The organism is Pulveribacter sp. (genome assembly GCF_032079985.1).
In the GTDB taxonomy this organism is placed as follows: domain Bacteria; phylum Pseudomonadota; class Gammaproteobacteria; order Burkholderiales; family Burkholderiaceae_C; genus Melaminivora.
In genome coordinates, this window is record NZ_DAMATK010000002.1 from 690,249 (window position 1) to 714,411 (window position 24,163).

A 24,163-nucleotide genomic window follows, 5' to 3' on the forward strand; every position below is an offset into this window, starting at 1 on the left:
AAGGCAGCGTTGGCGGAAGGCGGGGGAGCCGGCCATGATAATTGACCCATGACCTCCTTCCAGCCCGTGCCCAACGCTTCGACCCCTGTCCCCGCGCTGCTGCCCGCCGGGGCCGCGCCGCTGCCCCACCTGGGGGTGATCCGTGTGGCGGGAGCGGATGCCGCCACCTTTCTGCACGGCCAGCTGACGCAGGACTTCGCCCTGCTGGACCTGCAGCACGCGCGCCTGGCCGCGCTGCTCAATCCCAAGGGCCGCATGCTGGCCAGCTTCATCGGCTTCAAGCGCAGCACCGATGAGGTGCTGCTGGTGTGCAGCCGCGACCTGCTGGCCCCCACGCTCAAGCGCCTGTCCATGTTCGTGCTGCGGGCCAAGGCCAAGCTCAGCGACGCCACGGCCGACTTCCAGCTGCTGGGCCTGGCCGGCGACGCCGCCACCGCCCTGCTGCCGGCAGGCAGCCCGCCCTGGACGCTGGCACAGGCGGAGGGCGCCAGCGTGGTCGCCCTGTACCCGGCCGACGGCCAGCCGCGCGCGCTGTGGCTGGCGCCCGCCGGCAGCCCGGCCCCGCAAGCCGCGCCGCTGGCGCCCGAGCTGTGGCTGTGGGGCGAGGTGCGCACCGGCGTGGCTACGCTCAGCGCCCCGGTGGTGGAGGCCTTCGTGCCGCAGATGCTGAACTACGAATCGGTGGGTGGCGTGAACTTCAAGAAGGGCTGCTACCCCGGCCAGGAGGTGGTGGCGCGCAGCCAATTCCGCGGCACGCTCAAGCGCCGTGCCTTCCTGGTGCACGCGCCGTCGGCCTTGGAGGTAGGCGCCGAGGTCTTCGCGCAGGACGATGCCGAGCAGCCCGTGGGCCAGGTGGTGCAGGCCGCCGCCAGCCCGGCCGGCGGCGTGGATGCGCTGGTGTCCATGCAGATTGCCGCGGCGGACAAGCCGCTGGTGGTGGACGGAGCGCCCCTGGCGCTGGCCGCCCTGCCCTACGCACTGCTGGAAGACATCTGACCAAATAAGGGGCAAAACAGCCTCCAGCGCCCGCCCATCAAGCGCAGGCAGCTATCAAAACCATAGTTACTGCAGGGCGCGCAACATGGTGATGTGGGCGATGCCGGCTTCCTCGAACGGCTCGCCCTGCACGGCAAAGCCGGCGCGGCGGTAGAAGTCCTCGGCGCTGCGCTGGGCGTGCAGCGTGGCGTGGCTGTCGCCGCGCTCGCGGGCGGCCTGCATCAGCGCGTCCAGCACGGCACGGCCCCAGCGCTGGCCGCGCACCACGCGGTCCACCGCCATGCGGCCAATGCGCCCCTGGCCATCCACGGCGGGCAGCAGCCTGCCTGTGGCCACGGGCAGGCCCAGGCGGTTGTAGGCCACGGCGTGCACGGCCAGCGCGTCCTGGTCGTCGATCTCGATGGCCGGGTCGATCCCCTGCTCCTGCACGAAGACGGCCAGGCGCAGGGCGGTGGCATCGCGCCCCAGCGTGTCCCAGTCGCCGGTACGCAGCTCCACCATGGTGCCGCCGGCCTCGTAGTGCTCGATGATGGCGCGCAGCGCCGGCGGCACGGGGCGCTTGGTCTGCGTGGCCGGATCGGCGAAGACGTAGATCAGCTCGATGCTGACCAGCAGCCGGTCGCCGGCGAATATGCCCACGCCGAACACCATGGAGCTGCTGCCGATGCGCGTGCAGCGGATGCCCACGTCCAGGATGTCCTCCAGCCGCGCCGAGGCGTGGTATTCCACGCCGGCCTTCTTCAGATAGACCTCGCCGCCCAGCACGTGCATGCTGGCCTCGTAGGGCAAGGCCAGGGCGCGCCAGTACTCGGTCACGGCGCAGTCGGCATAGGTCAGGTAATGGGCGTTGAAGACGATCTTCTGGGGGTCCACCTCGGCCCAGCGCACGCGCAGGCGGTGAAAGCAGCGGAAGTCTTGGCGTTGCATAACTAAAGAGAAAGGAAAAGAAAAGTCAGTCGGCGGCGAAGGCCTGGCGCAGGGCGCGCGCCGCGTCCTGGTGGAACTGGCGCGCCTCGGGCAGGGCCCGGCCCATCTTGATGAACTCGTGCGTCACGCCGCGGTAGATCTCGATATCCACCGGCACGCCGGCGGCGCGCAGGCGGTCGGCGTATTCCACGCCCTCATCCACCAGCGGGTCCAGTTCGGCCAGGCCGACCCAGGCGGGGGCCGCCCCTTCCAGCTCGGGCGCCAGCAGCGGGGCGAAGCGCCAGTCCTCGCGCTCGGGCCCGTGGCCCACGTACTGCTCGAAGAACCAGGCGATGGCCGGCCGCTCCAGCACCAGGCCGTGGGCGAAGCGGGTGTGCGAGGGCGTGTCCTGGCGGGCCGTGGTGCCGGGGTAGATCAGCAGCTGCAGCGCCAGCGCCAGGCCCGCATCGCGCGCCAGCAGAGCGCTGACGGCAGCCAGCGTGCCGCCCGCGCTGTCGCCGCCCACTGCCAGGCGCGATGCGTCCGCGCCCAAGGGCGCAGCCTGGGCGGCCAGCCACTGCAACGCGTCCCAGCTGTCGTGCACGGCGGTGGGAAATCGGTACTCCGGCGCCAGGCGGTAGTCCAGCGACACCACCATGCAGCCGGCCAGCCGCGCCAGCTCGCGGCACAGCACGTCGTGCGTGGCCACGCTGCCGATGGTGAAACCGCCGCCGTGCAGGTACAGCAAGAGCGGCAGGCCGGCTTCAACCGAGGGCGCATACAGCCGCGCCGGCAGCCGGGCGCCGTCGCGCGCGGGGATGTGCAGGTCCTGCACGCGCGCCAGCTCGGCGCGCGGCACTTCCAGCACCTCGGCGCCGGCCTGGTAGGCGGCGCGCGCCTCGGCCGGGGCCAGGGTGTGCAGCGGCGGGCGGCCCAGGCGGGCCATGCGCTCCAGCACGCTGCGCATCTGCGGCGTGAGCAGGCGCGCGTGGGCCTCCAGGCCCGGCGGTTGGTTGTTCGCCGCGCCGCCGCTCACTGGAAGCTCACCTGCACCGGCTTGGCGCCGGGCAGGCCGACGTAGTTGGCCGTCACGCCCAGGCCGGGTTTCGGGGGCAGCAGCGGCGAGAACGAGCCCAGGCTGACCAGGTCGCCGGCCTTGAGGGTGATGTTCTCCTTTTGCAGCGCCTGGGCGAGCCACACCACGGCGTTCAGTGGGTGGCCCAGGATGTCGCCGCCCTTGCCGCTGGCCAGCAGCTCGCCATTTTGGTTGGTGAGCTGCACCTCCATGCGCTCCAGCGCATCCAGCAGGCGGTAGCGCTCGCCGCGGGTGGCCGGCACGGCGATGGGCTCGCCGGCCACGCCCAGGCGTGCGCCCACGTTGATGGCGGCCACGCCGGCGCCGTTGAGCTCGCCCGGCTTTTCCACGATCAGGTCGGGCAGCTCGATGAAGGGGATGACCTGGTCGATGTGCTGCAGCACCTCGTACGGCGTGCGCGCATGGTTGATCGCCGCGTCCTTCACGCGCACCAGCATGTCGGCCTCGTACAGCGGGCGGGCGCCAAAGCGCGCGGGCGTGGCGAAGCCGCTGGGCTGCACCATGCCCTCGTACAACACGCCCCACACCGGCTGGTCGGTGTTGAAGCGCTTTTGCACCGCCGGGTTGGTGAGGCCCGCCTTGTATCCCACGACCTTGCCCAGCCGCGTGGCCAGCTGGGCGTTGAAGCGCTTCCTGGTGCAGGCGCCGTCGGCGTCCGACAGCGCCGCGGCGAAGTTGGCCGCCGGCGCCTTGTCCGCATAGCGCGCGGCCAGCGCGCCCACCTGCGCGTCGTCCAGGCACTGGGCGTTGGCGCCTGTCGCGCCGGCGACGGCCAAAGCCAGTACGGCGAGGGTTTTTTTCATGGTCATGGGTGCCTCCTGGTTGTAGGGTTGCGGCTCATCGTAATTGCAACCCGTTCTCTCCGCTGCCATGGCTTTCATCAACTACGTCACCCAGATCCAGTTCGAATTCGGCGCCGTGCGCCTGCTGACGCAGGAATGCGCCCGCGTGGGCATCACCCGCCCCCTGGTGGTGACCGACCCGGGCGTGCGCGCGGCCGGCGTGCTGCAGCCGGCGCTCGATGCGCTGGAAGGCCTGCCCGTCGCGGTGTTCGACCAGACCCCCTCCAACCCGACCGAGGCCGCCGTGCGCGCCGCGGTGCAGCTGTACCGCGAACAGCGCTGCGACGGCCTGATCGCCGTGGGCGGCGGCTCCGCCATCGACTGCGCCAAGGGCATCGCCATCGCCGCCACGCACGAGGGGCCGCTGACCACCTACGCCACCATCGAAGGCGGCTCGGCGCGCATCACTCAGGCGGTAGCGCCGCTGATCGCCGTGCCCACCACCAGCGGCACCGGCAGCGAGGTCGCGCGCGGCGCCATCATCATCGTGGACGACCACCGCAAGCTGGGCTTTCACTCCTGGCACCTGGTGCCGCGCACCGCCATCTGCGACCCCGGCCTGACGCTGGGCCTGCCGCCGCGCCTGACGGCCGCCACCGGCATGGACGCCATCGCGCACTGCATGGAGACCTTCATGTCCGCCGCCTTCAATCCGCCGGCCGACGGCATTGCGCTGGACGGCCTGGAGCGCGGCTGGCACCACATCGAGGCCGCCACGCGCGACGGCTCCGACAAGGACGCCCGCCTGAACATGATGAGCGCCAGCATGCAGGGCGCCATGGCCTTCCAAAAGGGGTTGGGCTGCGTGCACTCGCTCAGCCACAGCCTGGGCGGGCTGAACCCCGGGCTGCACCACGGCACGCTGAACGCCGTCTTCCTGCCCGCCGTGATCCGCTTCAACGCCGAGGCCGACAGCCTGAAGAAGGACCGCCGCCTGGAGCGCATGGCCCATGCCATGGGCTTGCCAAGCGGCGGCGACGTGGCCGAAGCCGTCAAGGACATGACCGCCCGCCTGGGCCTGCCCACCGGCCTGGCCGCCCTGGGCGTGACCGAGTCCCTGTTCGACGATGTGATCCGCGGCGCCATGGCCGACCACTGCCACACCACCAACCCGCGCCTGGCCAGTGCCGACGACTACCGCGCCATGCTGGCCGCGTCCATGTAACCCCGGGGTTTCAAGCCTTTTTGGCCTCCAGCGCTTGCTGGACAAGCGCTGGCAGCTATCAAAACAGGAGTCTCAGACGACCACCGGCTCCGGCTCCAGCCGGATGCCGAAGCGCTCGTACACGCTGGTCTGGATGGCGCGCGCCAGCGTCATCACCTCGCCGCCGGTGACGCTGTCCTCGGGCGTGCCGCGGTTGACCAGCACCAGCGCCTGGCGGTCGTACACGCCCGCCTTGCCCACGCTCTTGCCGCGCCAGCCACAGGCGTCGATCAGCCAGCCGGCGGCCAGCTTGAAGCGCCCGTCGGGCAGCACGTAGTGCACCACCTTGGGCTCGCGGGCGATGATGTCCTGGCACTGCTCGGGCGTGACGGTGGGATTCTTGAAGAAGCTGCCGGCGTTGCCCACCACGGCCGGGTCGGGCAGCTTGGCGCGGCGCACCTCGCACACCCACTCGAAGATCTGCTGCGCGCTGGGCTGCTGCACGCCCGACTCCTGGCGCTTCTTCTCCAGGTCCAGGTAGCCCAGCTCGGGCCGCCAGTCCTTGGATAGCCAGAAGCGTACGTGCGTGATGACGGCGCGCCCGGCCAGGCCCATGCCGCCGGGCACCGGAGCGCGGTGCTTGAACACCGAGTCGCGGTAGCCGAAGGCGCACTGCGACGCGTTCAGCTCGAACGGCTCGCCCGTCTCCAGGTCGACCGCGCGCAGCGAATGGAAGCGGTCCTGCAGCTCCACACCGTAGGCGCCGATGTTCTGCACCGGCGCGGCGCCCACGGTGCCGGGGATCAGCGCCAGGTTCTCCAGCCCGGGCCAGCCCTGGGCCAGCGTCCAGGCCACCGTGCCGTGCCAGGACTCTCCCGCGCCGGCCTCCACGATCCAGGCCTTGTCGGTCTCCTGCAGCAGGCGCAGGCCCTTGATCTCCATCTTCAGCACCAGCGGCTGCACGTCGCCCGTGAGCACGATGTTGCTGCCCCCGCCCAGCACGAATTTCGGCTGGCGCGCCAGCAGCGGATCGGCCAGCACATCCTGGATGTCCTGCACCGAGCGCACCCGCACCAGCGCCTGCGCGCGCGCCGCGATGCCGAAGGTGTTGCTGCCCTGAAGGGACACGTTTTTCTCGACTAACATTCACCGGATTGTCGCACCCGCCCCTTTGCCGCGCGGGCCCCGCCACCGTTGTCCCCGAGCCGCCATGCCCTCTTTTGATACCGTCTGTGAAGCCAATTTCGTCGAAGTGAAGAACGCCGTGGAGAACACCGCCAAGGAGATCGGCACGCGCTTCGACTTCAAGGGCACATCCGCCGCCGTTGAGCTGAAGGACAAGGAAATCATCCTGTTCGGCGACGCCGAATTCCAGCTGCAGCAGGTCGAGGACATCCTGCGCGGCAAGCTCACCAAGCGCAGCGTGGACGTGCGCTTTTTGGACGTGCAAAAACCCACCAAGATCGGTGGCGACAAGCTCAAGCAGGTGGTCAAGGTGCGCAACGGCATCGACTCCGAGCAGGCCAAGAAAATCCAGAAGCTCATCAAGGAAAGCAAGCTCAAGCTGCAGGCCGCCATCCAGGAAGAGAAGGTGCGCGTGACCGGCGCCAAGCGCGACGACCTGCAGGCCGCCATGGCCCTGATCCGCAAGGAAGTGGCCGACCTGCCGCTGACCTTTGACAACTTCCGCGACTAAGCCCCGCGCCGGCGATCCGCCGGACAGCGAGTACGAAGACCTGCTGGGCCAGTGGTCCGACCTGGAGGCGCTCGCCTGCACGCTGCTGGCGCGCCCGGCCGACGTGCAGGGCCTGCCTGCCAAGCTGCGCCAGTGCGACCGCTGGCTAGCCGACCTGGTGGCCCACGACATCGACGCGGCGCTGTACCTGATGTTCCAGCTGGCCACCACCTCCACGGTGGGCTACAGCGGCTCGCACGCGCTGGTGTGCGCTGCGCTGTGCCACATCCTGGCGGGCGAGCTGGCCCTGCCCGCGCACGAGCGCGCCAGCCTGGTGGGCGCCGCCTTCACCATGAACATCGGCATGACGGCGCTGCAGGACCAGCTGGCCGCGCAGCGCGAGCCCCTCACGGCCGAGCAGCAGCAGGCCGTGGCGCAGCACCCCCAGGCGGGGTGCGAGCTGCTGGGCCGCCTGGGCATCGGCGACGCGCTGTGGCTGCAGGTGGTGGCGCTGCACCACGCGCCGCTGCCCGAGCAGACGCCCCTGGTCAGCCTGCCGCCGGCCCAGCGCCTGGCGCGCGTGCTGGGCACCATTGACCGCTACGCCGCCATGATCAGCCCGCGCAAGTCGCGCGCCGGACGCAGCGCCACCGACTCCGTGCGCGCCATCGTGGGCGAGGAAGGCAACGGCCGCGACGAGGTCAGCCACACGCTGGTGCGCACCGTGGGCCTGTGCCCGCCCGGCACCTTCGTGCGCCTGGACAACGGCGAGGCCGCCGTGGTGCTGCGCCGCAGCGAGCGCCCCAATGCCCCTTTGGTGGCCAGCGTGCTGGACGCGCACGGCGAGCCGCTGGCCGCGCCCCGGCTGTACCAGACGCAGGGCGCCAGCGGCCCGCGCATCCAGGCGGCGCTGGCGCGCTCGGCCGTCACGCTGGAGCTGAACCACCGCACCATGGTGCGCCTGGGCCTGTATGCGGCCCAGCGCACCCACACGCTGTAGGCCGACCTATTTTTTCTTGGCACCCAGGCGCGATTCCGTGCCCTTGATCAGGCGGCCGATGTTGTCCTTGTGCCGCCAGGCCAGCAGGCCGGACATGACGGCGATCGCCAGGCCCACACGCGCGTCGCTGTACCAGGCCATGCCGGCGCCCAGCACGTAGAAGAACGGCGCGAACACCGCCGCCACCAGCGAGGCCAGCGAGGAGTAGCGGAAGAAGGCCGCGATGATGACCCAGGTGGCCAGCGTGGCCAGACCCAGCCAGACGCTGATGCCCAGCAGCACGCCGGCGGCCGTGGCCACACCCTTGCCGCCCTGGAAGCGGAAGAACACCGGCCACAGATGGCCCACGAAGGCGGCCAGGCCGACCAGCGCCATGGTGCCCTCCTCCAGGCCATACGGCTGGCCGTACCAGCGCACCAGCACCACCGGCAGCCAGCCCTTGAGCGCGTCGAACAGCAGCGTGACCACCGCCGCCGCCTTGTTGCCCGAGCGCAGCACGTTGGTGGCGCCGGGGTTCTTGCTGCCATAGGTGCGCGGATCGTTCAGGCCCATCAGCCGGCTGACGATGACGGCAAACGACAGCGAGCCCAGCAGGTAGGCGGCCACGGTGGCGGCCAGGGTGAGGAGGATGGAATTCACGGTGGAGGAGCTTGGGTCTGAAAAAAGCGGCGGGTCATTGTGCCAGCGCGCACTGCACCGGCCGCGCAGCCAGCAGCTGCACGCAGGCCTGCGGATCGAGCTGCACCAGAAAGCCGCGCCGCCCGCCATTGATGGCGATGCGCGGCAGCGCCAGGATGCTCTCTTCGATGAACACCTGCATGGCCTTGCGCGTGCCGAACGGCGAGGTGCCACCCACCTGGTAGCCGCTGTGGCGCTGGGCCACTTCGGGCGTGCACGGCTGCACGCTCTTGGCGCCGATCTGGCGCGCCAGGTTCTTGGTGGACACCGTGCGGTCGCCGTGCATCAGCACGATCAGCGGGCGCGCGTCCTGGTCCTGCATGACCAGCGTCTTGACCACCATGTGCTCATCCAGCCCCAGCTGGCGCGCCGACTCGGCCGAGCCGCCGTGCTCCACGTAGTCATAGGGGTGCTCGGTGAACGCCACGCCGTGCTGGCGCAGCAGCTGCGTGGCGGGCGTCTCGCTGACGTGGGCGGACTTGTCCTTCTTCGCCATGGATACTTTTCAAATTTGATAGCTGCCAGCGCTTGTCTGGCGGGCGCTGGAGCCGTTTTTCATTCCCATTCTCACTGCGCCGGGTCGCGCAGCTGCCAGCGGATGGCGTCGACCTCGGCCAGCAGTTCGGGCGACAGCTGCACGCTCCAGGCGTCCAGGTTCTCGTCCAGCTGGGCCAGCGTGGTTACCCCGATGATGGTGCTGGCCACGCGCCAGCTGCGGTAGCAAAACGCCAGCGCCAGCTGCGTGGGTGTCAGGCCATGGTCGCGCGCCAGCTGGTTGTAGCGGCGGGCTGCGGCCAGCGCCTCCGGCCGGCCCCAGCGCTGCTTGCGCACCGATTCGTAGCGGGCGATGCGCGCGCCCTGCGGCGCACCCGGGTCGGCGGGCGCGTGCTGGTCGTACTTGCCCGTCAGCAGGCCGAAGCCCAGCGGCGAATACGCCAGCAGCGGCACCCCCAGGCGCTGGCAGCTCTCGTCCATGGCGTTGTCCCAGCTGCGGTTGAGCAGCCCATAGGGGTTTTGCACCGAGACCACGCGCGGCAAGCCATGCTGCTCGGCCAGACGCACGAACTCGTGCACACCCCAGGGCGTTTCGTTGGACAGGCCGATGTGGCGCACCTTGCCGGCGCGCACCAGTTGCGCCAGGGCTTCGAGCTGCTCATGGATGGGCGTCTGGCTGGTCTCCTTGGCCGGGTCGTAGTACAGCTGGCCGAAGGCCGGCACGTGCCGCTCGGGCCAGTGGATCTGGTACAGGTCGATCACGTCGGTTTGCAGCCGGCGCAGGCTGGCCTCGCACGAGGCGGCGATGTCGGCCGCCGTCATGCCCTGCCCTTGCCGGATCCACGGCATGCCGCGCGAGGGGCCGGCCACCTTGCTGGCCAGCACCACGCGCTGACGCGCGCCGGGACGCGCGGCGAACCAGCGGCCCAGGATGGTCTCGGTGGCGCCATAGGTGGCCTCGCGCGCGGGCACGGCGTACATCTCCGCCGTGTCCAGAAAGTTCACCCCGCGCTCCAGCGCCCGGTCCAGGATGGCGTGGGCATCGCGCTCGTCCACCTGCTCGCCGAAGGTCATGGTGCCCAGGCAGATGGAGGTGACCCGCAAATCGCTGTGGCCGAGGGGAACGGTATTCATGCAGCAGGCTCCGGCAAAAAAACAGCGCCCGAGTGTACGGACGCGCGCGCCGGCGTGCAGGCCGCGCCGCGCCCTTTCTGTCCCAGGCACGACTGGGCACCGCCCGCCCAGCGCAAATAATCCGGCGCCATGTACCAGCCTCTTCGCCCCGCGCGCACCGAAACCGTGCGCATCCGCCACCTTGACTACCACGTACGCCTGTGGGGCGCGCCCCGGACCGGCCAGCCGCCGCTGGTGCTGGTGCACGGCTGGATGGACGTGGGCGCGTCCTGGCAGTTCGTGGCCGACGCCTTCAGCGACGCCTTCGCCGCCGGCCGCCAGGTCATCGCCCCCGACTGGCGCGGCTTCGGCCACACCCGCCCGGCCGCGCCCTGCGACCACTACGCCTTCGCCGACTATCTGGCCGACCTGGACCAGCTGCTGGACCACTACGCCGGCGAGCAGCCCGTGGACCTGGTGGGCCACAGCATGGGCGGCAACGTGGCCATGTTCTACGCCGGCATCCGGCCCGCGCGCATCCGCCGCCTGGTCAACCTCGAGGGCTTCGGCCTGCCCGCCACCCGGCCAGACCAGGCCCCGCGCCGCTACGCCCAGTGGATGGAGGAAATCCGCCAGCACGAGCGCGGCGAGCTGGCCCTGAAAACCTACGACGACGCGAACGGCGTGGCTCAGCGCCTGATGAAGACCAACCCCCGCCTGCCCGCCGGCAAGGCCGCCTGGCTGGCGCGGGAATGGGCCGCGCCCGGCGCCGACGGCCGCTGGGCCATCCTGGGCGACGACGCCCACAAGATCGTCAACCCGCACCTGTTCCGCGTGGACGAGGCCCTGGCGCTGTACGCTGCCATCGAAGCGCCCGTGCTGTCCGTGCAGGCCGAGGGCGACAGCCTGGGCCAGTGGTGGAAGGACAAGTACACCCTGGCCGACTACCACCAGCGCCTGACGCACGTGCGCGACGTGCGCACGGCCACGGTGCACGACGCCGGCCACATGCTGCACCACGACCAGCCGCAGGTGGTGGCGAAGCTGATCGAGGACTTCGTCTCCCAGATTTAAGCCAAATCGGCCCGCAGCGCTTGCCAGGCAAGCGCCGGCAGCTATCATTTTTGTGCCTTTCCCCTGCCCGGAGGGGGGCGCGGGCTCCATGAGAAAATCGCCTGTTATTTCTTTGCAGAACACACACAGGACGGATTCACCATGGAAGCAGAACACATCAACCAGATCGGCAACACCCTCGAAGACCTGACCGAGCGCACGCAAGAGTTACGGAGGTATCTTTGACTACGATGCCAAATACGAACGCCTGCGCACGGTAAACGCCTCGCTGGAAGACCCGGACGTCTGGAACGACCCGAAGAAGGCCCAGGAGCTGGGCAAGGAAAAGAAGTCGCTCGACGCCGTGGTGCTGACGCTGCAAAAGCTCACCGCGGAGTTGGCCGACAACAGCGAGCTGTATGAGATGAGCCGCGAGGAAGGCGATGAAGCCGGCCTGGCCACCATCGAGGCCGAGACGGCCAAGCTGCAGCCGCTGATCGAAGAGCTCGAATTCCGCCGCATGTTCGGGCGCGAGGCCGACCCGCTGAACTGCTATATCGACATCCAGGCCGGCGCCGGCGGCACCGAGGCCTGCGACTGGGCCGGCATGCTGCTGCGCCAGTACCTGAAGTACGCCGAGCGCAAGGGCTTCAAGGCCACGGTGGACGAGGAAACGCCCGGCGACATCGCCGGCATCAAGGGCGCGACCATCCACATCGAGGGTGAGTACGCCTACGGCCTGCTGCGCACCGAGACCGGCGTGCACCGCCTGGTGCGCAAGAGCCCGTTCGACAGCTCGGGCGGGCGCCACACCTCGTTCGCATCGCTGTTTGTCTACCCGGAGATCGACGACTCCATCGAGATCGACATCAACCCGGCCGACGTGCGCACCGACACCTATCGCGCCTCCGGCGCGGGCGGCCAGCACATCAACAAGACCGATTCGGCCGTGCGCCTGACGCACATCCCCACCGGCATCGTCGTGCAGTGTCAGGACGGGCGCAGCCAGCACAGCAACCGCGACGTGGCCTGGCAGCGCCTGCGCTCAAAGCTTTACGAGCTGGAGATGAGCAAGCGCATGCAGGCCCAGCAGGCGCTGGAGGACACCAAGACCGACGTGGGCTGGGGCCACCAGATCCGCAGCTACGTGCTGGACAACAGCCGCATCAAGGACCTGCGCACCAACGTCGAGGTCTCCGCCACGCAGAAGGTGCTGGACGGCGACCTGGACGTGTTCATCGAAGCCTCCCTCAAGCAGGGCCTGTAACCCCTTCATGCCGCCAGCCCGCCCCCTGTGGCGCGGTGCGGCATGGTTGAAAGCTATTGCCATGATGATGAGAGAAGGACAAGCCACCGCCATCCGGCGCCTGGACTATGCCGCGCCGCCGTACTGGATCGACACGGTGGACCTCACGTTCGACCTGGACCCGGCCAAGACCCGCGTGCTCAACCGCATGCGCCTGCGCCGCAACCCCGACGTGCCGGCCCAGCCTCTGCGCCTGGATGGCGAGGAGCTGAACCTGGCGCGCGTGCAGGTCAACGGCGCCGGCAGCTCATTCAAGATCGAGGATGGCCAGCTGGTGCTGGAGAACCTGCCCGAAGGCCCCGAGCCCTTTGAGCTGGAGATCTTCACCACCTGCCAGCCGGCCAAGAACACGCAGCTGTCGGGCCTGTATGTCAGCCAGGGCACGTTCTTCACCCAATGCGAGGCCGAGGGCTTTCGGCGCATCACCTACTTCCTGGACCGTCCGGACGTGATGGCCACGTTCAGCGTGCTGCTGCGCGCTCCCCGGGCCGACTACCCGGTGCTGCTGTCCAACGGCAACCTGGTGGAGCACGGCGAGCTGGAGGACGGCCGCCACTTCGCCCGCTGGGTGGACCCGCACAAGAAGCCCAGCTACCTGTTCGCCCTGGTGGCCGGCAAGCTGGTGGCGCGCGAGCAAAAGATCACCAGCCGCGGCGGCCAGGAGCACCTGCTGCAGATCTACGTGCGCGCCGGCGACCTGGGCAAGACCGAGCACGCCATGAACTCGCTGATGGCTTCGATCGCCTGGGACGAGGCTCGCTTCAACCTGCCGCTCGATCTGGAGCGCTTCATGATCGTCGCTACCAGCGACTTCAACATGGGCGCGATGGAGAACAAGGGCCTGAACGTCTTCAACACCAAGTACGTGCTGGCCAGCCAGGCGACGGCCACGGACGTGGACTTCGCCAACATCGAGTCGGTGGTGGGCCACGAGTACTTCCACAACTGGACGGGCAACCGCGTCACCTGCCGCGACTGGTTCCAGCTGTCGCTCAAGGAAGGCCTGACGGTCTTCCGCGACCAGGAGTTCTCGATGGACATGGCCGGCAGCCCGTCGGCGCGCGCCGTCAAGCGCATCGAGGACGTGCGCGTGCTGCGCACCGTGCAGTTCCCCGAGGACGCCGGCCCCATGGCCCACCCGGTGCGCCCGGACAGCTACGTCGAGATCAACAACTTCTACACCGTCACCATCTACGAAAAGGGTGCCGAGGTGGTGCGCATGCAGCACAACCTGGTCGGGCGCGAAGGCTTCGCGCGCGGCATGAAGCTGTACTTCGAGCGCCACGACGGCCAGGCCGTGACCTGCGACGACTTCGCGGCCGCCATGGCCGACGCCAACCCCGGCAGCGAGCTCAGCAACCGTCTGGAACAGTTCAAGCGCTGGTACAGCCAGGCCGGCACGCCGCGCGTGCAGGCCGTGGGTCACTATGACGCCGCCGCGCAGACCTACACCCTGCAGCTGTCGCAAAGCTGCCCGGCCACGCCCGGCCAGCCGGACAAGCAGCCCTTCGTCATCCCGGTGGCCCTGGGCCTGCTGGACCCGCAAGGTGCCGCCCTCCCCCTGCAGCTGCAGGGCGAGGAGCAGCCCGGGGGCACCGAGCGCACCATTGTGCTGCACGAGGCGCAGCAGACATTGACCTTCGTGAACGTCGCCCAGCCGCCCGTGCCCTCGCTGCTGCGCGCGTTCAGCGCGCCGGTGGTGCTGGAGTGCGAGTACCGCGACGAGGACCTGCTGATGCTGCTCGCGCACGACAGCGACCCGTTCAACCGCTGGGAGGCCGGCCAGCGCCTGTTGCTACGCGTTGCTATCAAAGCAATAGCTGCTGGCGCAGATGGGACGGGCGCCGGAGCCGGTTTTGACCAACAACTGCTGCCGCCCGCCATCGTGCAGGCGCTGCGGGGCGTTCTGCGCCACCCGCAGCTGGACGCGGCCTTCAAGGAACTGGTGCTGAGCCTGCCGTCCGAGGCCTACATCGCCGAGCAGCTGGAAGTCGTCGACCCGCAGCGCGTGCACGCCGTGCGCGAGGCGCTGCGCCTGGAACTGGCCACCGCCCTGCAGGCCGACTGGGAATGGGCCTTCGAGACGCACCAGGACACCGGCGCCTACCGGCCCGACCCGCTGTCCGCCGGCCGCCGCGCGCTGGCCGGCGCGGCGCTGTCCATGCTGTGCCTGGCCTCGCAGGCCAGCGGCGATCCCGTCTGGCCCGGCAAGGCCTATCAGCGCTTCAAGTCGGCCGGCAACATGACCGACCGCTTCAACGCCCTGGCGGCCCTGGTCAGCAGCGGCCACGCGCTGGCGGCGCCGGCGCTGCAGCGCTTCCATGCGCTGTTCAAGGACGACGCGCTGGTCATCGACAAATGGTTCGCACTGCAGGCGGCCACGCCCGACCGCGCTGGCGGCGCCCTGCCCGCCGTGCGCGCGCTCATGCAGCACCCGGACTTCTCGCTGAAGAACCCCAACCGGGCGCGCAGCGTGATCTTCAGCTACTGCAACGGCAACCCAGGCGGCTTTCATCGCGCCGACGGCGCCGGCTACGCCTTCTGGGCCGAGCAGGTGCTGGCGCTGGACGCGATCAACCCGCAGGTCGCCGCGCGCCTGGCCCGCTCGCTGGACCGCTGGAGCAAGCTGGCCGAGCCCTACCGCGGCGCCGCGCGCGAGGCGATCGCCCGCGTCTCCGGCCACGCCGCCCTGTCGAACGACGTGCGCGAGGTCGTGACCCGCGCCCTGGCCGATTGACCATCCAGTAATGACCCAAGGGAGGACCACCGCAATGACCGAACGCATCAGCCTGACCCGCTACCTCGTCGAGCAGCAGCGCGACCACGGCCGCATCCCGCCGCAGCTGCGCCTGCTGCTGGAGGTGGTGGCGCGCGCCTGCAAGCGCATCGCTCTGGCCGTGAACAAGGGTGAACTGGGCGACGTGATGGGCTCCGCCAGCACCGAGAACGTGCAGGGCGAGGTGCAAAAGAAGCTGGACATCATCGCCAACGAGACGCTGATCGAGGCCAACGAATGGGGCGGCCACCTGGCGGCCATGGCCAGCGAGGAGATGGAGGGCATCTACGTCGTGCCCAACCGCTATCCGCAGGGCGAATACCTGCTGCTGTTCGACCCGCTGGACGGCTCGTCCAACATCGACGTGAACGTCAGCATCGGCACCATCTTCAGCGTGCTGAAGAAGCCCGAAGACCACCCGGGCGTGCAGGTGGGCGACTTCCTGCAGCCGGGCTCGGCCCAGGTGGCGGCCGGCTACTGCATCTACGGCCCGCAGACCACGCTGGTGCTCACCGTGGGCGACGGCGTGGCCATGTTCACGCTGGACCGCGAGCAGGGCTCGTTCGTGCTCACGCGCGAGAACGTGCGCATCCCCGAGGACACGAAGGAATTCGCCATCAACATGAGCAACATGCGCCACTGGGACGCGCCGGTGCGCCGCTACATCGACGAGTGCCTGGCCGGCGAGGAAGGCCCTAGGGCTAAGAACTTCAACATGCGCTGGATCGCCAGCATGGTGGCCGACGTGCACCGCATCCTGATGCGCGGCGGCATCTTCATGTACCCCTGGGACAAGCGCGAGCCGGGCAAGCCCGGCAAACTGCGCCTGATGTACGAGGCTAACCCCATGGGCTGGCTGGTCGAGCAGGCTGGCGGCGCCGCCACCAACGGCAAGGAGCGCATCCTGGATGTGCAGCCCACCCAGCTGCACCAGCGCGTGAGCGTCATCCTGGGCTCGAAAAACGAGGTCGAACGCGTGACGAGCTACCACGGCGGTATATAATCTGAGTCTTCGCCGGTGTAGCTCAGTCGGTAGAGCAGCTCATTCGTAATGAGAAGGTCGCGTGTTCGATTCATGTCTCCGGCACCAAATTAAAAAGCCCGCTATCCAAAAGATAGCGGGCTTTTTTTACGTGCGCGCTCGAATCAGCCTCAGCCGCCCCGCACCATCTGCATGATCTTCGCGGTGTTCAAACCCCGGGCCGTCTCCTGCATCTGCGGCAGGTACCGGGTCTGCAGCTGGCGGCCGTCGGCCATCACGTGCTGATAGGCGTCGCGCAGCATCTGCGTGCTCAGGGTGCGGCCGCCGGCGTAGTACTGGTTGGCCACGTGGCCGAGCGCGTAGGTGGACGCAAAGCTCATGCCGCTGCTCACCGCCTGGCGCCCCAGGCCGCCCAGCAGGCCCTTGCCGGCCTTGCCCAGCAGGCCGCCGAGCAGTTTGCGCCCGGCCTCTTCCAGGTATTGCGACGTCAGGCCCACGCCCAAGGCCGCCAGCAGGTCCTTGATGTGGCCGCGGTCCAGCTCGTAGCCGTAGCTCTGGCCGATCTGGTAGACCAGCCGCATCTGCAGCGGAATGATGGCCAGCGTGGACAGGTTTTCGGGCAGCAGTTCGATGGCGCCGTTGAGGATGGAGGCGTTGAGGATCTTGCGGTCCATCTCGGCGGCAGGCAGCGTGCCCGTGCGGCGCGCGGCCGGCTCGCTCGCCAGCGCATCGGCGGCGCCCGGGTGCGGCGCCGGCTGGCCCACCGGCGCCCACTCCGGCACGGCGACTGAGGGTGTCTGCAGCGGTGCGGTGGCCAAGGCATCGGCCTGCGCGGCGAATCCGGCGGACGTCGACTGTCCCAGGGCGTCGCGCAGCTGCGCCAGAAAGGCCTGCTCCGGCGCACTGATCTGGCCATCGGCCTCGCAGACGCAGACCGCCATCTCGTAGGCCAGCTGGCGCGACTGCTCGCTGGCCAGCCGGGGCAGCACGTCGGCCAACTGCACCCGGCGCATCAGCACGTCCTGGTACAGACCGGGCAGGTTGACCTGCTGGTCCTGCGCCAGGCCCTGGGCCACCTGGCGGATCTGCTCGCGCTCGCGATCGTGCTTGTCGCCGTCGGCATACGAAGCCAGCAGGCAGATGGTGAGAATGGCGCGGATTTCTTCGGTGCCCATCAGGTTCCTCGGTGAGTGGTCCAGCGGCCAGCTTACCCGCGGCGGCTTTCGCGGCGCAAGGCACGGCCCTGGCGCTTGCCGGTGCTTTCGCGCCGCGTGCCGCCGCACAGCGGTTGTCAAAAAGCATAGCTGCCCGCGCTCTCCCAGCAAGGGTTTGAGGCCAATTTGCCTTCAAACTCAATGAAAGTCCCGGCTGCCATCCAGCGCCTGCGCCAGCCGCCCCAGCAGCGCCGTGCAGTCGCGCATGCGCTCGGCCACCAGTGTGCACACTGGCGTGTCCGAATCCGGCTCCTGGTGGCGCTGCCAGCGGCCCTGCACGGCCAGCAGGCGGGACTGCAGCAGGGGTGTGCGCCAGCGCTCCACCATGTGCGGCCAGACGATGACGTTGACCGGGCCGGTCTCGTCCTCGAGCGTGACGAACATCGTGCCCTTGGCCGAGCCCGGGCGCTGGCGCACGGTGACGATGCCGCAGGCGCGCACCAGCGGGCCGTGCGGCACGGCGCGCAGCTGCAGCGCCGTGCGCACGCGCAGGCGTTCCAGCTGCGGGCGCAGCAGGGCCAGCGGGTGGCGGCGCAGCGTGAGGCCAGTAGCGGCGTAGTCGAAGGTGATGTCCTCGCCCTCGGGCGCGGCGGGCAGGGCCAGGGTGGCCTCGCGCAGCGGCGCGCTGCGCAAGAGCGGCGGGGGCGGCTGGTGCGCGGCAGCGTCCCACATCTGCTGGCGCCGGTGGCCCGACAGGGCGCGCAGCGCGTCGGCCGCGGCCAGGGCCTGCAGGTCGGTGCGCGCCAGCCCGGCGCGCAGGGCCAGGTCTTCGGTGCTGGAAAAAGGGCCGCCCTGGCGGCGCGCCTGCACCAGCCGCTCGGCCGCCGGCAGGGGCAGGCGCGCGACCAGGCGCAGACCCAGGCGCACGGCGGGCTGGGGCGCCGCGGGGTCATCGGATGCAGCGTGCGGCAGCGGCTCCAGGGGCAACTCCAGCGTGCTGTCCACATCGCTGGCCAGCACGTCCACGGGCAGCACGCGCACGCCGTGGCGGCGCGCGTCCTGCACCAGTTGCGCCGGCGGATAAAAACCCATGGGCTGGGCGTTGAGCAGCCCCATCAGAAAGCAGGCCGGCTCGTGGCACTTGAGCCAGGCGCTGGCGTACACGAGGGACGCGAAGCTGGCGGCGTGGCTTTCGGGAAAGCCGTATTCGCCAAAGCCCAGGATCTGCTGGAACAGCCGCTCGGCGAATTCCGGCGGATAGCCGCGTTCGGCCATGCCGCTCTTGAGCTTGTCCTCGAAGCGGTGTACCCCGCCCTTGCGCCGCCAGGCGGCCATGGAGCGGCGCAGCTCGTCGGCCTCGCCCGGCGTGAAGCCGGCCGCGGCGATGGCGATCTGCATGACCTGCTCCTGGAAGATGGGCACGCCCAGGGTGCGCTCCAGCACGTGCGCCAGTTGCGGAAATTCCAGCGGATACGGGCCGCTGTGCCCGGCCCGGGCGAGGGCGCGCTGATGCGTGCGCGCCTGCAGGTACGGGTGCACCATGCCGCCCTGGATGGGCCCGGGCCGCACGATGGCCACCTGCACCACCAGGTCGTAGAACGTGCGCGGCTGCAGGCGCGGCAGCATGCCCATCTGGGCGCGGCTCTCGATCTGGAACACGCCCACGGTGTCGGCCGCGCAGACCATGCGGTAGGTGGCGGGGTCTTCCTGCGGGATGTCGGCCAGGCCCCAGAGGGGGCCGCGCAGCGCCGCCCGGGCGTCCAGCGCGCGGCGCAGGGCGGTGAGCATGCCCAGGGCCAGCACGTCCACCTTCAGCAGCTTGACCTCGTCCAGGTCGTCCTTGTCCCACTGGATGATGGAGCGCTGCTCCATGGTGGCGGGCTGCACGGGCACCAGCCGGGTCAGGCGGTCCTCGGTCAGCACGAAGCCGCCCACGTGCTGGCTCAGGTGGCGCGGCATGCCGCGCAGCTCGCGCGCCAGCTCCAGCCACAGCGTGGCCTGGCGCGGGGGCAGCGGCTGGTCCAGCTGCTGCGCCAGCGCCTGCAGGTGCTCCACGGCGCGCAGGTCGTCAAACCAGTGGTGGTCCTTGGCAAAGGCGTCGATCAGCGCCGGCGCCACGCCCAGCGCCTTGCCCACGTCGCGCAGTGCGCTGCGTGAGCGGTAGCTGATGACCACGGCCGTCAGCGCGGCACGCTCGCGTCCGTAGCGGCTGTAGATGTACTGGATGACCTTCTCGCGCCGTTCGTGCTCGAAGTCCACGTCGATGTCCGGCGGCTCGCCGCGCTCTCGGCTGATGAAGCGCTCGAACAGCAGCTGCGAGTGCTCCGGGTCCACCGCCGTGATGCCCAGGCAGTAGCACACGGCCGAGTTGGCCGCCGAGCCGCGTCCCTGGCACAAGATGCCCTCGCTGCGCGCGTAGCGCACGATGTCGTGCACGGTCAGGAAGTACATCTCGTAGCCGCACTCCTCGATCAGCGCCAGCTCGCGCGCGATGGTCTCGCGCACCTTCTCGGGCACGCCCGTGGGATAGCGGGAGCGGGCGCCCTCCTGGGTCAACCAAGCCAGGGTCTGCGCGGCGGTCATGCCGGGCAGCACGCTTTCCTTCGGGTAGCGGTAGCGGATCTCATGCAGGCTGAAGTTGCAGCGCCCGGCCACCTCCAGCGTGGCGGCCAGCAGCGCGGGCGGGTAGATGCCGGCCAGCTGGCTGCGCGGGCGCAGGCGCCTCTCGGCGTGGGCGGCCAGCTCGCGGCCGCACTCGGCCACGCTGCGGCCCAGGCGCACGGCGGTCATCACGTCGTGCAGGGGCTTGCGGCTGCGCGCGTGCAGCTGCACGTCGCCGGCCGCCACCAGCGGCAGGCCCAGGCGCGCGCCAGACTGCTCCAGGGTGTGCAGCCACAGGGCGTCGTCGCCGGCCAAGTGCAGCTCCACGGCGATCCAGCATTTCATGCCAAAAACGGCTGCAACGCGCTCCAGACAAGCGCTGGCAGCTATCAAATCAGAAGCGTCCGGCAGCGCCTCGCGCTGCGGGGCCAGCAAGATCTCGCAGCCGGCCAGCAGCGCCCAGGGCGAGTGCGCGTCCACGCGGTAGCCGCCCTGCCCCGGCCGGGCGCCGGCGCGGGCGGCGGTGATGAATTCGCACAGTCCGCCCCAGCCCTGCAGGTCGCGCGCCAGGGCCACGACGCGCACGCCGTCCCACAGGAATTCGCTGCCGGCGATCAGCTTGAGCCCGGCCTCGCGCGCGGCGACGTGGGCGCGCACCAGGCCGGCGACGGAGCATTCATCCGTCAGCGCCAGCGCGCCGTAGCCCAGGGCCTGGGCGCGCTGCACCAGCTCGTGCGGGTGCGAGGCCCCGCGCTGGAAGGAAAAGCAGCTCAGCGCGTGCAGCTCGACATAGGCGGGCAGCGGGGGCGGCGCGGGCCTCATGCGTACACCCCGTGCAAAAACCAGCCGCCGCTGGCGCGGTCGCGGTAGATCCAGACCCAGCCCGCCGCGTCGTTGTGCGCCACGAAGTAGTCGCGCCGCACCAGACCCTGGCCGTCGCCCTGCTCGGCCGCGCCCTCCCACCAGCCGCTCTCCACCCGCTCGGGACCGGCCAGCAGGCGCAGCGCCTGCCCGCGCAGGCAGGGGCGGTCGCCCTGCTGGGCCAGCGGCCGGGGCGGGCGCAGCAGCCAGGGCGGCCACAGTGCGGCACGGGCGGCGCCGGCCGCGGAGCCGTCGCCCCGCCCTGCCCGGCTTGCGGCGGCTGGGCTCAGGGCTGGCTGCCAGCGCTGCATGCGCTCGGGCCGGTGGTCGTCCCCGGCCACGGGCAGCTGCACGCTGGCGGCGCCCAGGCGGGCGGACAGGCGCTCGACCAGCTGGTGCCAGGGTTCGGCCCCGGCCGCGGCGCCCTCGCCCTGCGCCGGCGCCAGCAGGCTGTGGCTGGCCGGTGCCAGCGGGGCTGTCTGCAGGCTGCGCAGGGCCAGCCGGTCCACGGGCGCGGCCAGGCGCTGGTGGGCCAGGTGCTCGGCCAGCAAACGGCGCAGGTGGGCCGTGTCCTGCAGCGGCTCGGCGGTGCGCAGCCGCAGCGCCTGCCAGGGCGGCAGCACCACGCCGTCGACGCGGCGCAGGTCGTGGTGCCAGGCCAGCTCCAGCTCCAGCACGCCCTGCTGGCGCGCCTGCAGCCAGCCCTGCAGGGCGTCCAGCAGGCGCTGGCCGGTCCACAGCAGCGCGGAGGCGGACTCCGCCAGGGCCGGCAGCTCGACCTGCAGGGTGAAGTGCTCGGGCAGGGTCAGCCATTGCCAGCCCGGGTCGGCCTCGCCCCAGGCGGCGTCCAGCGCCTGCAGGCAGGGCTGACCGAAGCGCCGCGCCAGCCCAGCGCGGGGCAGTTCGCGCAGCGCGCCCCAGGTGCGGCAGCCCAGGTGCGCCAGGGCCTGGGCGTGCGGGCGCAGGGCGCTGAGGGTGTCCACCGGTAGGTCGTGCGGCAGGCGCCTCGGCAGCGGCCGGCCGGCGCACTGCAGACGCAGCAGGGCCAGCGCCTGCCAGGCGGTGGCCGCCTCGGCCCAGAGTTGAGGGCCCTCGTGTTCGGGCGCGGCCTGGCGCAGCCGGGCGCGCAGCGCCGCCATGCCGCCCCACAGGCGGGCGGTGCTGGAGACCTCCAGCACCAGCGCCTCCTCCAGCAGCGCCGCCCGGGGTGTGAAGCGCAGCGCCCACCAGGCCTGGGCGCCAGCCGGCAGGCCCGGCTCAGGCGTGGGCAGCAGCCAGGCCAGCCAGCACATGGCGATCGGCCACCAGGGCGAGAGCTGCGGGACGTGCGGGTGATTGCAGGACGGCAGCGTCCTGCTGCAGCTGCTGGCGCCGCCGGGCCTGGGCGGCCAGCACCTCGGCCAGCAGCGCGCTGCTGGCGGGCAGCGCCACCGGCCGCCCCATGGGCGGGCCGCGGCGCTTGAGCAGGTGCACCAGCAGGTGGCGGTGCTGCGCGCGTTCCAGCCACAACCGCAGGGGCGCGGGCGATGCCGCCTGCCGGTCCTGGCGGCTGCCGCGGAACACCCATAGCAGCTGCTGATGCTGCGCTGCCACCAGTTGCAGCCGGCGCAGCACGGACGGCGGCGCCTGGGGCAGCCAGGCCAGCACGGCGCTGACGTCGCGGCAGCGCAGCGCCTGCTCGCAGGCCCAGGCGGCGGCAGTTGCGTCATGAGGCCAGATGCAGCACAGCCGCCCGGCCGGCACCCCGGCGGCCTGCAGTGCGGGCGTGAAGGGCTCCAGCGGCGGGGCCGCCAGCACGGCGCGGCCGGCGCTGCCCTGCAGCCGCGCCGCCAGGGCGGGCAGCACCAGCGCCCATTCGGCGTGGGCGGCCGGCTCCAGCAAAACTTCGGTCAGCGCCCCCAGCGGCCAGCCGCCGGCGGGCAGCTCCGCGTCCAGCGCGGCATGGCCGCTGGCCACCACGCGCTGCGGCGCGCCCAGACAATCCTGGCCGCGCCACAGGCCGGGCAGGGACGGAAGGGGCAGGCTGGAGGGAAGTGCATTCATGGCAGTGGCCTCGATACTGTTTAAATATACAGTATCAAACCACTGCGTGGCTCCCCAGCCCGAGGCTGGGGTGTGCTGCTACGCGGCCTGGGTCAGTTCGGCCTGCGCCATGCGCTGCGTGAACGCCCCGCCCCACTGCGCCACGGCCTGGTCCCCGGGGCCTCTGCCCTCGTGCAGTTGCGGCCAGCGGCTGTGGGTGGCGTCGATGATGCTCTGCAGCTGCCACAGCGCCTCGCGCCCGAGCAGGGCCAGTTCAGCCAGGCCCTGTTCGTCGCCTTCCAGATAGGCCAGGGCCTCGGCCTGCTGCTGGGGGTGAGAGCCGGCCTCGAACAGCGTCTTTTGCAGCGTTGCCAGCCGCTGGGTGACGAAGGCACAGGCCTGGCCGCTGCCGGCGGCCAGCAGCGCCGGCGCCAGCGTGCCGCAGCGCGCCTGCCAGTCGGCGAACGTCTGCGACAGCAGCTCGACCAGGGCATGCACCTGGGCGGACGTGACCTGCAGGGAGGCCTGCACGGCGCGGATGTTCAGCGCCGGCAGCAGGCAGGCCACCAGGGCGGCGGGGAATTTGCGGTGGCTCATGCGCAAGGTGAGCGACAGGCGCTGCGCGGCCGCCTCGTTGGCGTATTTCTCGAAGAAGGCGGAGGCGACCTCGGCCACCAGCAGGATCTGCCCCATGGGTGAGATCTGCTCGCCCTGCAGCCCGCGCGGGTAGCCGCTGCCGTCCATGCACTCATGGTGCTCCAGGATGGCCTGGGGCACGCTGCGCGGATAGAGGTTCTGCGCCTGCACGATGAGAGCCGCCGTGATGGGATGGGCCATCAGCTCCTTGCGCCCGGCGCCGGTCACGCGCGTGCCGCTGTCATGCCAGATGGGGTCCAGATGCAGCGTGCCGATGTCGTGCAGCAGCGCCGCGGCGACCAGGTGCACGCATTCGCGCTCGCTCATGCCGCTTTTCAGGCCCAGGTAGACGCTGACCAGCATCATGCGCACGCTGTGGATGTACAGGTCGCGGTGCTGCTCGCGCATCACGGTGAGCTTGAAGGCCAGCGCGTGCGGCAGCACTAGCGAACGCACGGGGGCCAGCAGGCGCTCCACGGCCATGGCGTCCAGCGTGTGCACCAGCAAATAGGCCAGCGTGTCCTGCTCGCACTGGGCGGCAGCCTCCTGTACCAGCGAGGACACGCTGACCATGTCCTGCACGGCCAGGTGGTCGTCGATGTGGCCGCGCAGCTTGTAGCGCACCAGGCGGTCGTACAGGGCGCTGTCCACGCGCACGTCCTTGTCCACCAGCTTGATGCCGCGGTCGGTGTACAGGGCCTCCTGCGTCGTCACGTGGCAGTGGTCGGCCATGTCGGTGACGGCACGCAGGTAGTGGCTGTTGTCCTCGGGTGGCTGCAGCGCAGCGTCGCCGTCAGGGCTGGAATCGGAAGCGAACATGCGTGCGA

Annotated in this window: 20 protein-coding genes and 1 tRNA gene; 9 read left to right on the forward strand and 12 right to left on the reverse strand. The window is 70.5% G+C overall.

Annotated elements, in window-relative coordinates:
* Window positions 1–48 precede the first annotated feature (48 nt).
* Entirely contained in the window at window positions 49–996 is a 948-nt protein-coding gene (locus RT282_RS09500; protein WP_313313435.1) for a folate-binding protein, read from the forward strand.
* Window positions 997–1,062: 66 nt separating this feature from the next.
* Here the strand turns inward: RT282_RS09500 and RT282_RS09505 are convergent, their stop codons facing one another.
* The 3 genes from RT282_RS09505 to RT282_RS09515 all read right to left on the reverse strand — a co-directional run bounded on the left by RT282_RS09505 (window position 1,063) and on the right by RT282_RS09515 (window position 3,807).
* The gene (locus RT282_RS09505) at window positions 1,063–1,923 is read right to left on the reverse strand and encodes a YbgC/FadM family acyl-CoA thioesterase (protein ID WP_313313436.1); all 861 of its coding nucleotides are present in this window, start codon (window positions 1,921–1,923) and stop codon (window positions 1,063–1,065) included.
* A gap of 25 nt (window positions 1,924–1,948) precedes the next feature.
* Window positions 1,949–2,869, reverse strand: a complete 921-nt coding sequence (locus tag RT282_RS09510) for an alpha/beta hydrolase (RefSeq protein WP_313314041.1) — start codon at window positions 2,867–2,869, stop codon at window positions 1,949–1,951.
* Window positions 2,870–2,934: 65 nt separating this feature from the next.
* Window positions 2,935–3,807 carry a fumarylacetoacetate hydrolase gene (locus RT282_RS09515; RefSeq protein ID WP_313313438.1) on the reverse strand — a complete coding sequence of 291 codons (873 nt, stop codon included), beginning with the start codon at window positions 3,805–3,807 and terminating at the stop codon, window positions 2,935–2,937.
* 61 nt (window positions 3,808–3,868) lie between these two features.
* On the opposite strand from RT282_RS09515, the gene RT282_RS09520 reads away from it, so the two are divergent.
* Window positions 3,869–5,005 (forward strand): iron-containing alcohol dehydrogenase, encoded by a 1,137-nt coding sequence (locus RT282_RS09520; RefSeq protein WP_313313439.1) that lies wholly within the window; start codon window positions 3,869–3,871, stop codon window positions 5,003–5,005.
* A 72-nt stretch (window positions 5,006–5,077) separates the two neighbouring features.
* Here the strand turns inward: RT282_RS09520 and murB are convergent, their stop codons facing one another.
* Entirely contained in the window at window positions 5,078–6,130 is a 1,053-nt protein-coding gene (gene murB / locus RT282_RS09525; protein WP_313313440.1) for a UDP-N-acetylmuramate dehydrogenase, read from the reverse strand.
* 64 nt (window positions 6,131–6,194) lie between these two features.
* Here murB and RT282_RS09530 point away from each other — a divergent pair, with 64 nt between their 5' ends.
* On the forward strand, window positions 6,195–6,680 hold the full coding sequence (locus tag RT282_RS09530; protein WP_312304766.1) for a YajQ family cyclic di-GMP-binding protein: 486 nt from the start codon (window positions 6,195–6,197) through the stop codon (window positions 6,678–6,680).
* On the forward strand, window positions 6,661–7,659 hold the full coding sequence (locus RT282_RS09535; protein WP_313313441.1) for an HD domain-containing phosphohydrolase: 999 nt from the start codon (window positions 6,661–6,663) through the stop codon (window positions 7,657–7,659). The genes RT282_RS09530 and RT282_RS09535 overlap by 20 nt, the downstream gene beginning before the upstream one ends.
* 6 nt (window positions 7,660–7,665) lie before the next feature.
* On the opposite strand, the gene plsY is transcribed toward RT282_RS09535, so the two are convergent.
* From plsY to RT282_RS09550, 3 genes are all read right to left on the reverse strand, one after another.
* Window positions 7,666–8,298: a glycerol-3-phosphate 1-O-acyltransferase PlsY gene (plsY, locus tag RT282_RS09540; RefSeq protein ID WP_312304770.1), complete on the reverse strand. Its 633-nt coding sequence runs from the start codon at window positions 8,296–8,298 to the stop codon at window positions 7,666–7,668.
* Between the two features lie 34 nt (window positions 8,299–8,332).
* Window positions 8,333–8,833, reverse strand: coding sequence for a Cys-tRNA(Pro) deacylase (gene ybaK / locus RT282_RS09545; RefSeq protein WP_313313442.1), 501 nt, complete (start codon window positions 8,831–8,833; stop codon window positions 8,333–8,335).
* 71 nt (window positions 8,834–8,904) lie between these two features.
* Entirely contained in the window at window positions 8,905–9,966 is a 1,062-nt protein-coding gene (locus tag RT282_RS09550; protein ID WP_313313443.1) for an aldo/keto reductase, read from the reverse strand.
* Between the two features lie 129 nt (window positions 9,967–10,095).
* On the opposite strand from RT282_RS09550, the gene RT282_RS09555 reads away from it, so the two are divergent.
* The 5 genes from RT282_RS09555 (at window position 10,096) to RT282_RS09575 (ending at window position 16,170) form a co-directional block, all read left to right on the forward strand.
* A complete protein-coding gene (locus RT282_RS09555) occupies window positions 10,096–11,019 on the forward strand; it encodes an alpha/beta hydrolase (RefSeq protein ID WP_313313444.1) in 924 nt (307 codons plus the stop codon).
* Between the two features lie 141 nt (window positions 11,020–11,160).
* A protein-coding gene (gene prfB / locus RT282_RS09560) for a peptide chain release factor 2 (RefSeq protein ID WP_313313445.1) occupies window positions 11,161–12,265 on the forward strand; the annotation gives its coding sequence in 2 pieces (ribosomal slippage) (window positions 11,161–11,241 and window positions 11,243–12,265; 1,104 coding nt in all).
* A 67-nt stretch (window positions 12,266–12,332) separates the two neighbouring features.
* The gene (gene pepN / locus RT282_RS09565; protein ID WP_313314044.1) at window positions 12,333–15,041 is read left to right on the forward strand and encodes an aminopeptidase N; all 2,709 of its coding nucleotides are present in this window, start codon (window positions 12,333–12,335) and stop codon (window positions 15,039–15,041) included.
* Between the two features lie 34 nt (window positions 15,042–15,075).
* Window positions 15,076–16,083: a class 1 fructose-bisphosphatase gene (locus tag RT282_RS09570; RefSeq protein WP_313313447.1), complete on the forward strand. Its 1,008-nt coding sequence runs from the start codon at window positions 15,076–15,078 to the stop codon at window positions 16,081–16,083.
* An 11-nt stretch (window positions 16,084–16,094) separates the two neighbouring features.
* Window positions 16,095–16,170 (forward strand) — tRNA-Thr (locus RT282_RS09575).
* Between the two features lie 62 nt (window positions 16,171–16,232).
* Here RT282_RS09575 and RT282_RS09580 read toward each other — a convergent pair.
* From RT282_RS09580 to RT282_RS09600, 5 genes are all read right to left on the reverse strand, one after another.
* Window positions 16,233–17,237: a TerB family tellurite resistance protein gene (locus RT282_RS09580; RefSeq protein WP_313313448.1), complete on the reverse strand. Its 1,005-nt coding sequence runs from the start codon at window positions 17,235–17,237 to the stop codon at window positions 16,233–16,235.
* A 177-nt stretch (window positions 17,238–17,414) separates the two neighbouring features.
* Complete coding sequence (locus RT282_RS09585) at window positions 17,415–20,639, reverse strand: error-prone DNA polymerase (protein WP_313313449.1); 3,225 nt, start codon at window positions 20,637–20,639, stop codon at window positions 17,415–17,417.
* Window positions 20,636–21,970: a DNA polymerase Y family protein gene (locus tag RT282_RS09590; RefSeq protein ID WP_313313450.1), complete on the reverse strand. Its 1,335-nt coding sequence runs from the start codon at window positions 21,968–21,970 to the stop codon at window positions 20,636–20,638. The genes RT282_RS09585 and RT282_RS09590 overlap by 4 nt, the downstream gene beginning before the upstream one ends.
* Entirely contained in the window at window positions 21,936–22,721 is a 786-nt protein-coding gene (gene imuA, locus RT282_RS09595) for a translesion DNA synthesis-associated protein ImuA (protein ID WP_313313451.1), read from the reverse strand. Before imuA ends, RT282_RS09590 begins: the two co-directional genes overlap by 35 nt.
* Window positions 22,722–22,799: 78 nt before the next feature.
* The gene (locus RT282_RS09600) at window positions 22,800–24,155 is read right to left on the reverse strand and encodes an HD domain-containing phosphohydrolase (protein WP_313313453.1); all 1,356 of its coding nucleotides are present in this window, start codon (window positions 24,153–24,155) and stop codon (window positions 22,800–22,802) included.
* Window positions 24,156–24,163: the final 8 nt, after the last annotated feature.

Coding starts and splice junctions, on each gene's coding strand:
- imuA (WP_313313451.1), bottom strand. CDS start 22,721: ATGAATGCACTTCCCTCCAGCCTGCCCCTTCCGTCCCTGCCCGGCCTG.
- RT282_RS09590 (WP_313313450.1), bottom strand. CDS start 21,970: ATGTGCTGGCTGGCCTGGCTGCTGCCCACGCCTGAGCCGGGCCTGCCG.
- RT282_RS09600 (WP_313313453.1), bottom strand. CDS start 24,155: ATGTTCGCTTCCGATTCCAGCCCTGACGGCGACGCTGCGCTGCAGCCA.
- RT282_RS09505 (WP_313313436.1), bottom strand. CDS start 1,923: ATGCAACGCCAAGACTTCCGCTGCTTTCACCGCCTGCGCGTGCGCTGG.
- RT282_RS09520 (WP_313313439.1), top strand. CDS start 3,869: ATGGCTTTCATCAACTACGTCACCCAGATCCAGTTCGAATTCGGCGCC.
- RT282_RS09500 (WP_313313435.1), top strand. CDS start 49: ATGACCTCCTTCCAGCCCGTGCCCAACGCTTCGACCCCTGTCCCCGCG.
- RT282_RS09530 (WP_312304766.1), top strand. CDS start 6,195: ATGCCCTCTTTTGATACCGTCTGTGAAGCCAATTTCGTCGAAGTGAAG.
- RT282_RS09570 (WP_313313447.1), top strand. CDS start 15,076: ATGACCGAACGCATCAGCCTGACCCGCTACCTCGTCGAGCAGCAGCGC.
- ybaK (WP_313313442.1), bottom strand. CDS start 8,833: ATGGCGAAGAAGGACAAGTCCGCCCACGTCAGCGAGACGCCCGCCACG.
- RT282_RS09555 (WP_313313444.1), top strand. CDS start 10,096: ATGTACCAGCCTCTTCGCCCCGCGCGCACCGAAACCGTGCGCATCCGC.
- RT282_RS09550 (WP_313313443.1), bottom strand. CDS start 9,966: ATGAATACCGTTCCCCTCGGCCACAGCGATTTGCGGGTCACCTCCATC.
- murB (WP_313313440.1), bottom strand. CDS start 6,130: ATGTTAGTCGAGAAAAACGTGTCCCTTCAGGGCAGCAACACCTTCGGC.
- pepN (WP_313314044.1), top strand. CDS start 12,333: ATGAGAGAAGGACAAGCCACCGCCATCCGGCGCCTGGACTATGCCGCG.
- RT282_RS09515 (WP_313313438.1), bottom strand. CDS start 3,807: ATGACCATGAAAAAAACCCTCGCCGTACTGGCTTTGGCCGTCGCCGGC.
- RT282_RS09585 (WP_313313449.1), bottom strand. CDS start 20,639: ATGAGGCCCGCGCCGCCCCCGCTGCCCGCCTATGTCGAGCTGCACGCG.
- RT282_RS09580 (WP_313313448.1), bottom strand. CDS start 17,237: ATGGGCACCGAAGAAATCCGCGCCATTCTCACCATCTGCCTGCTGGCT.
- RT282_RS09510 (WP_313314041.1), bottom strand. CDS start 2,869: ATGCGCAGCGTGCTGGAGCGCATGGCCCGCCTGGGCCGCCCGCCGCTG.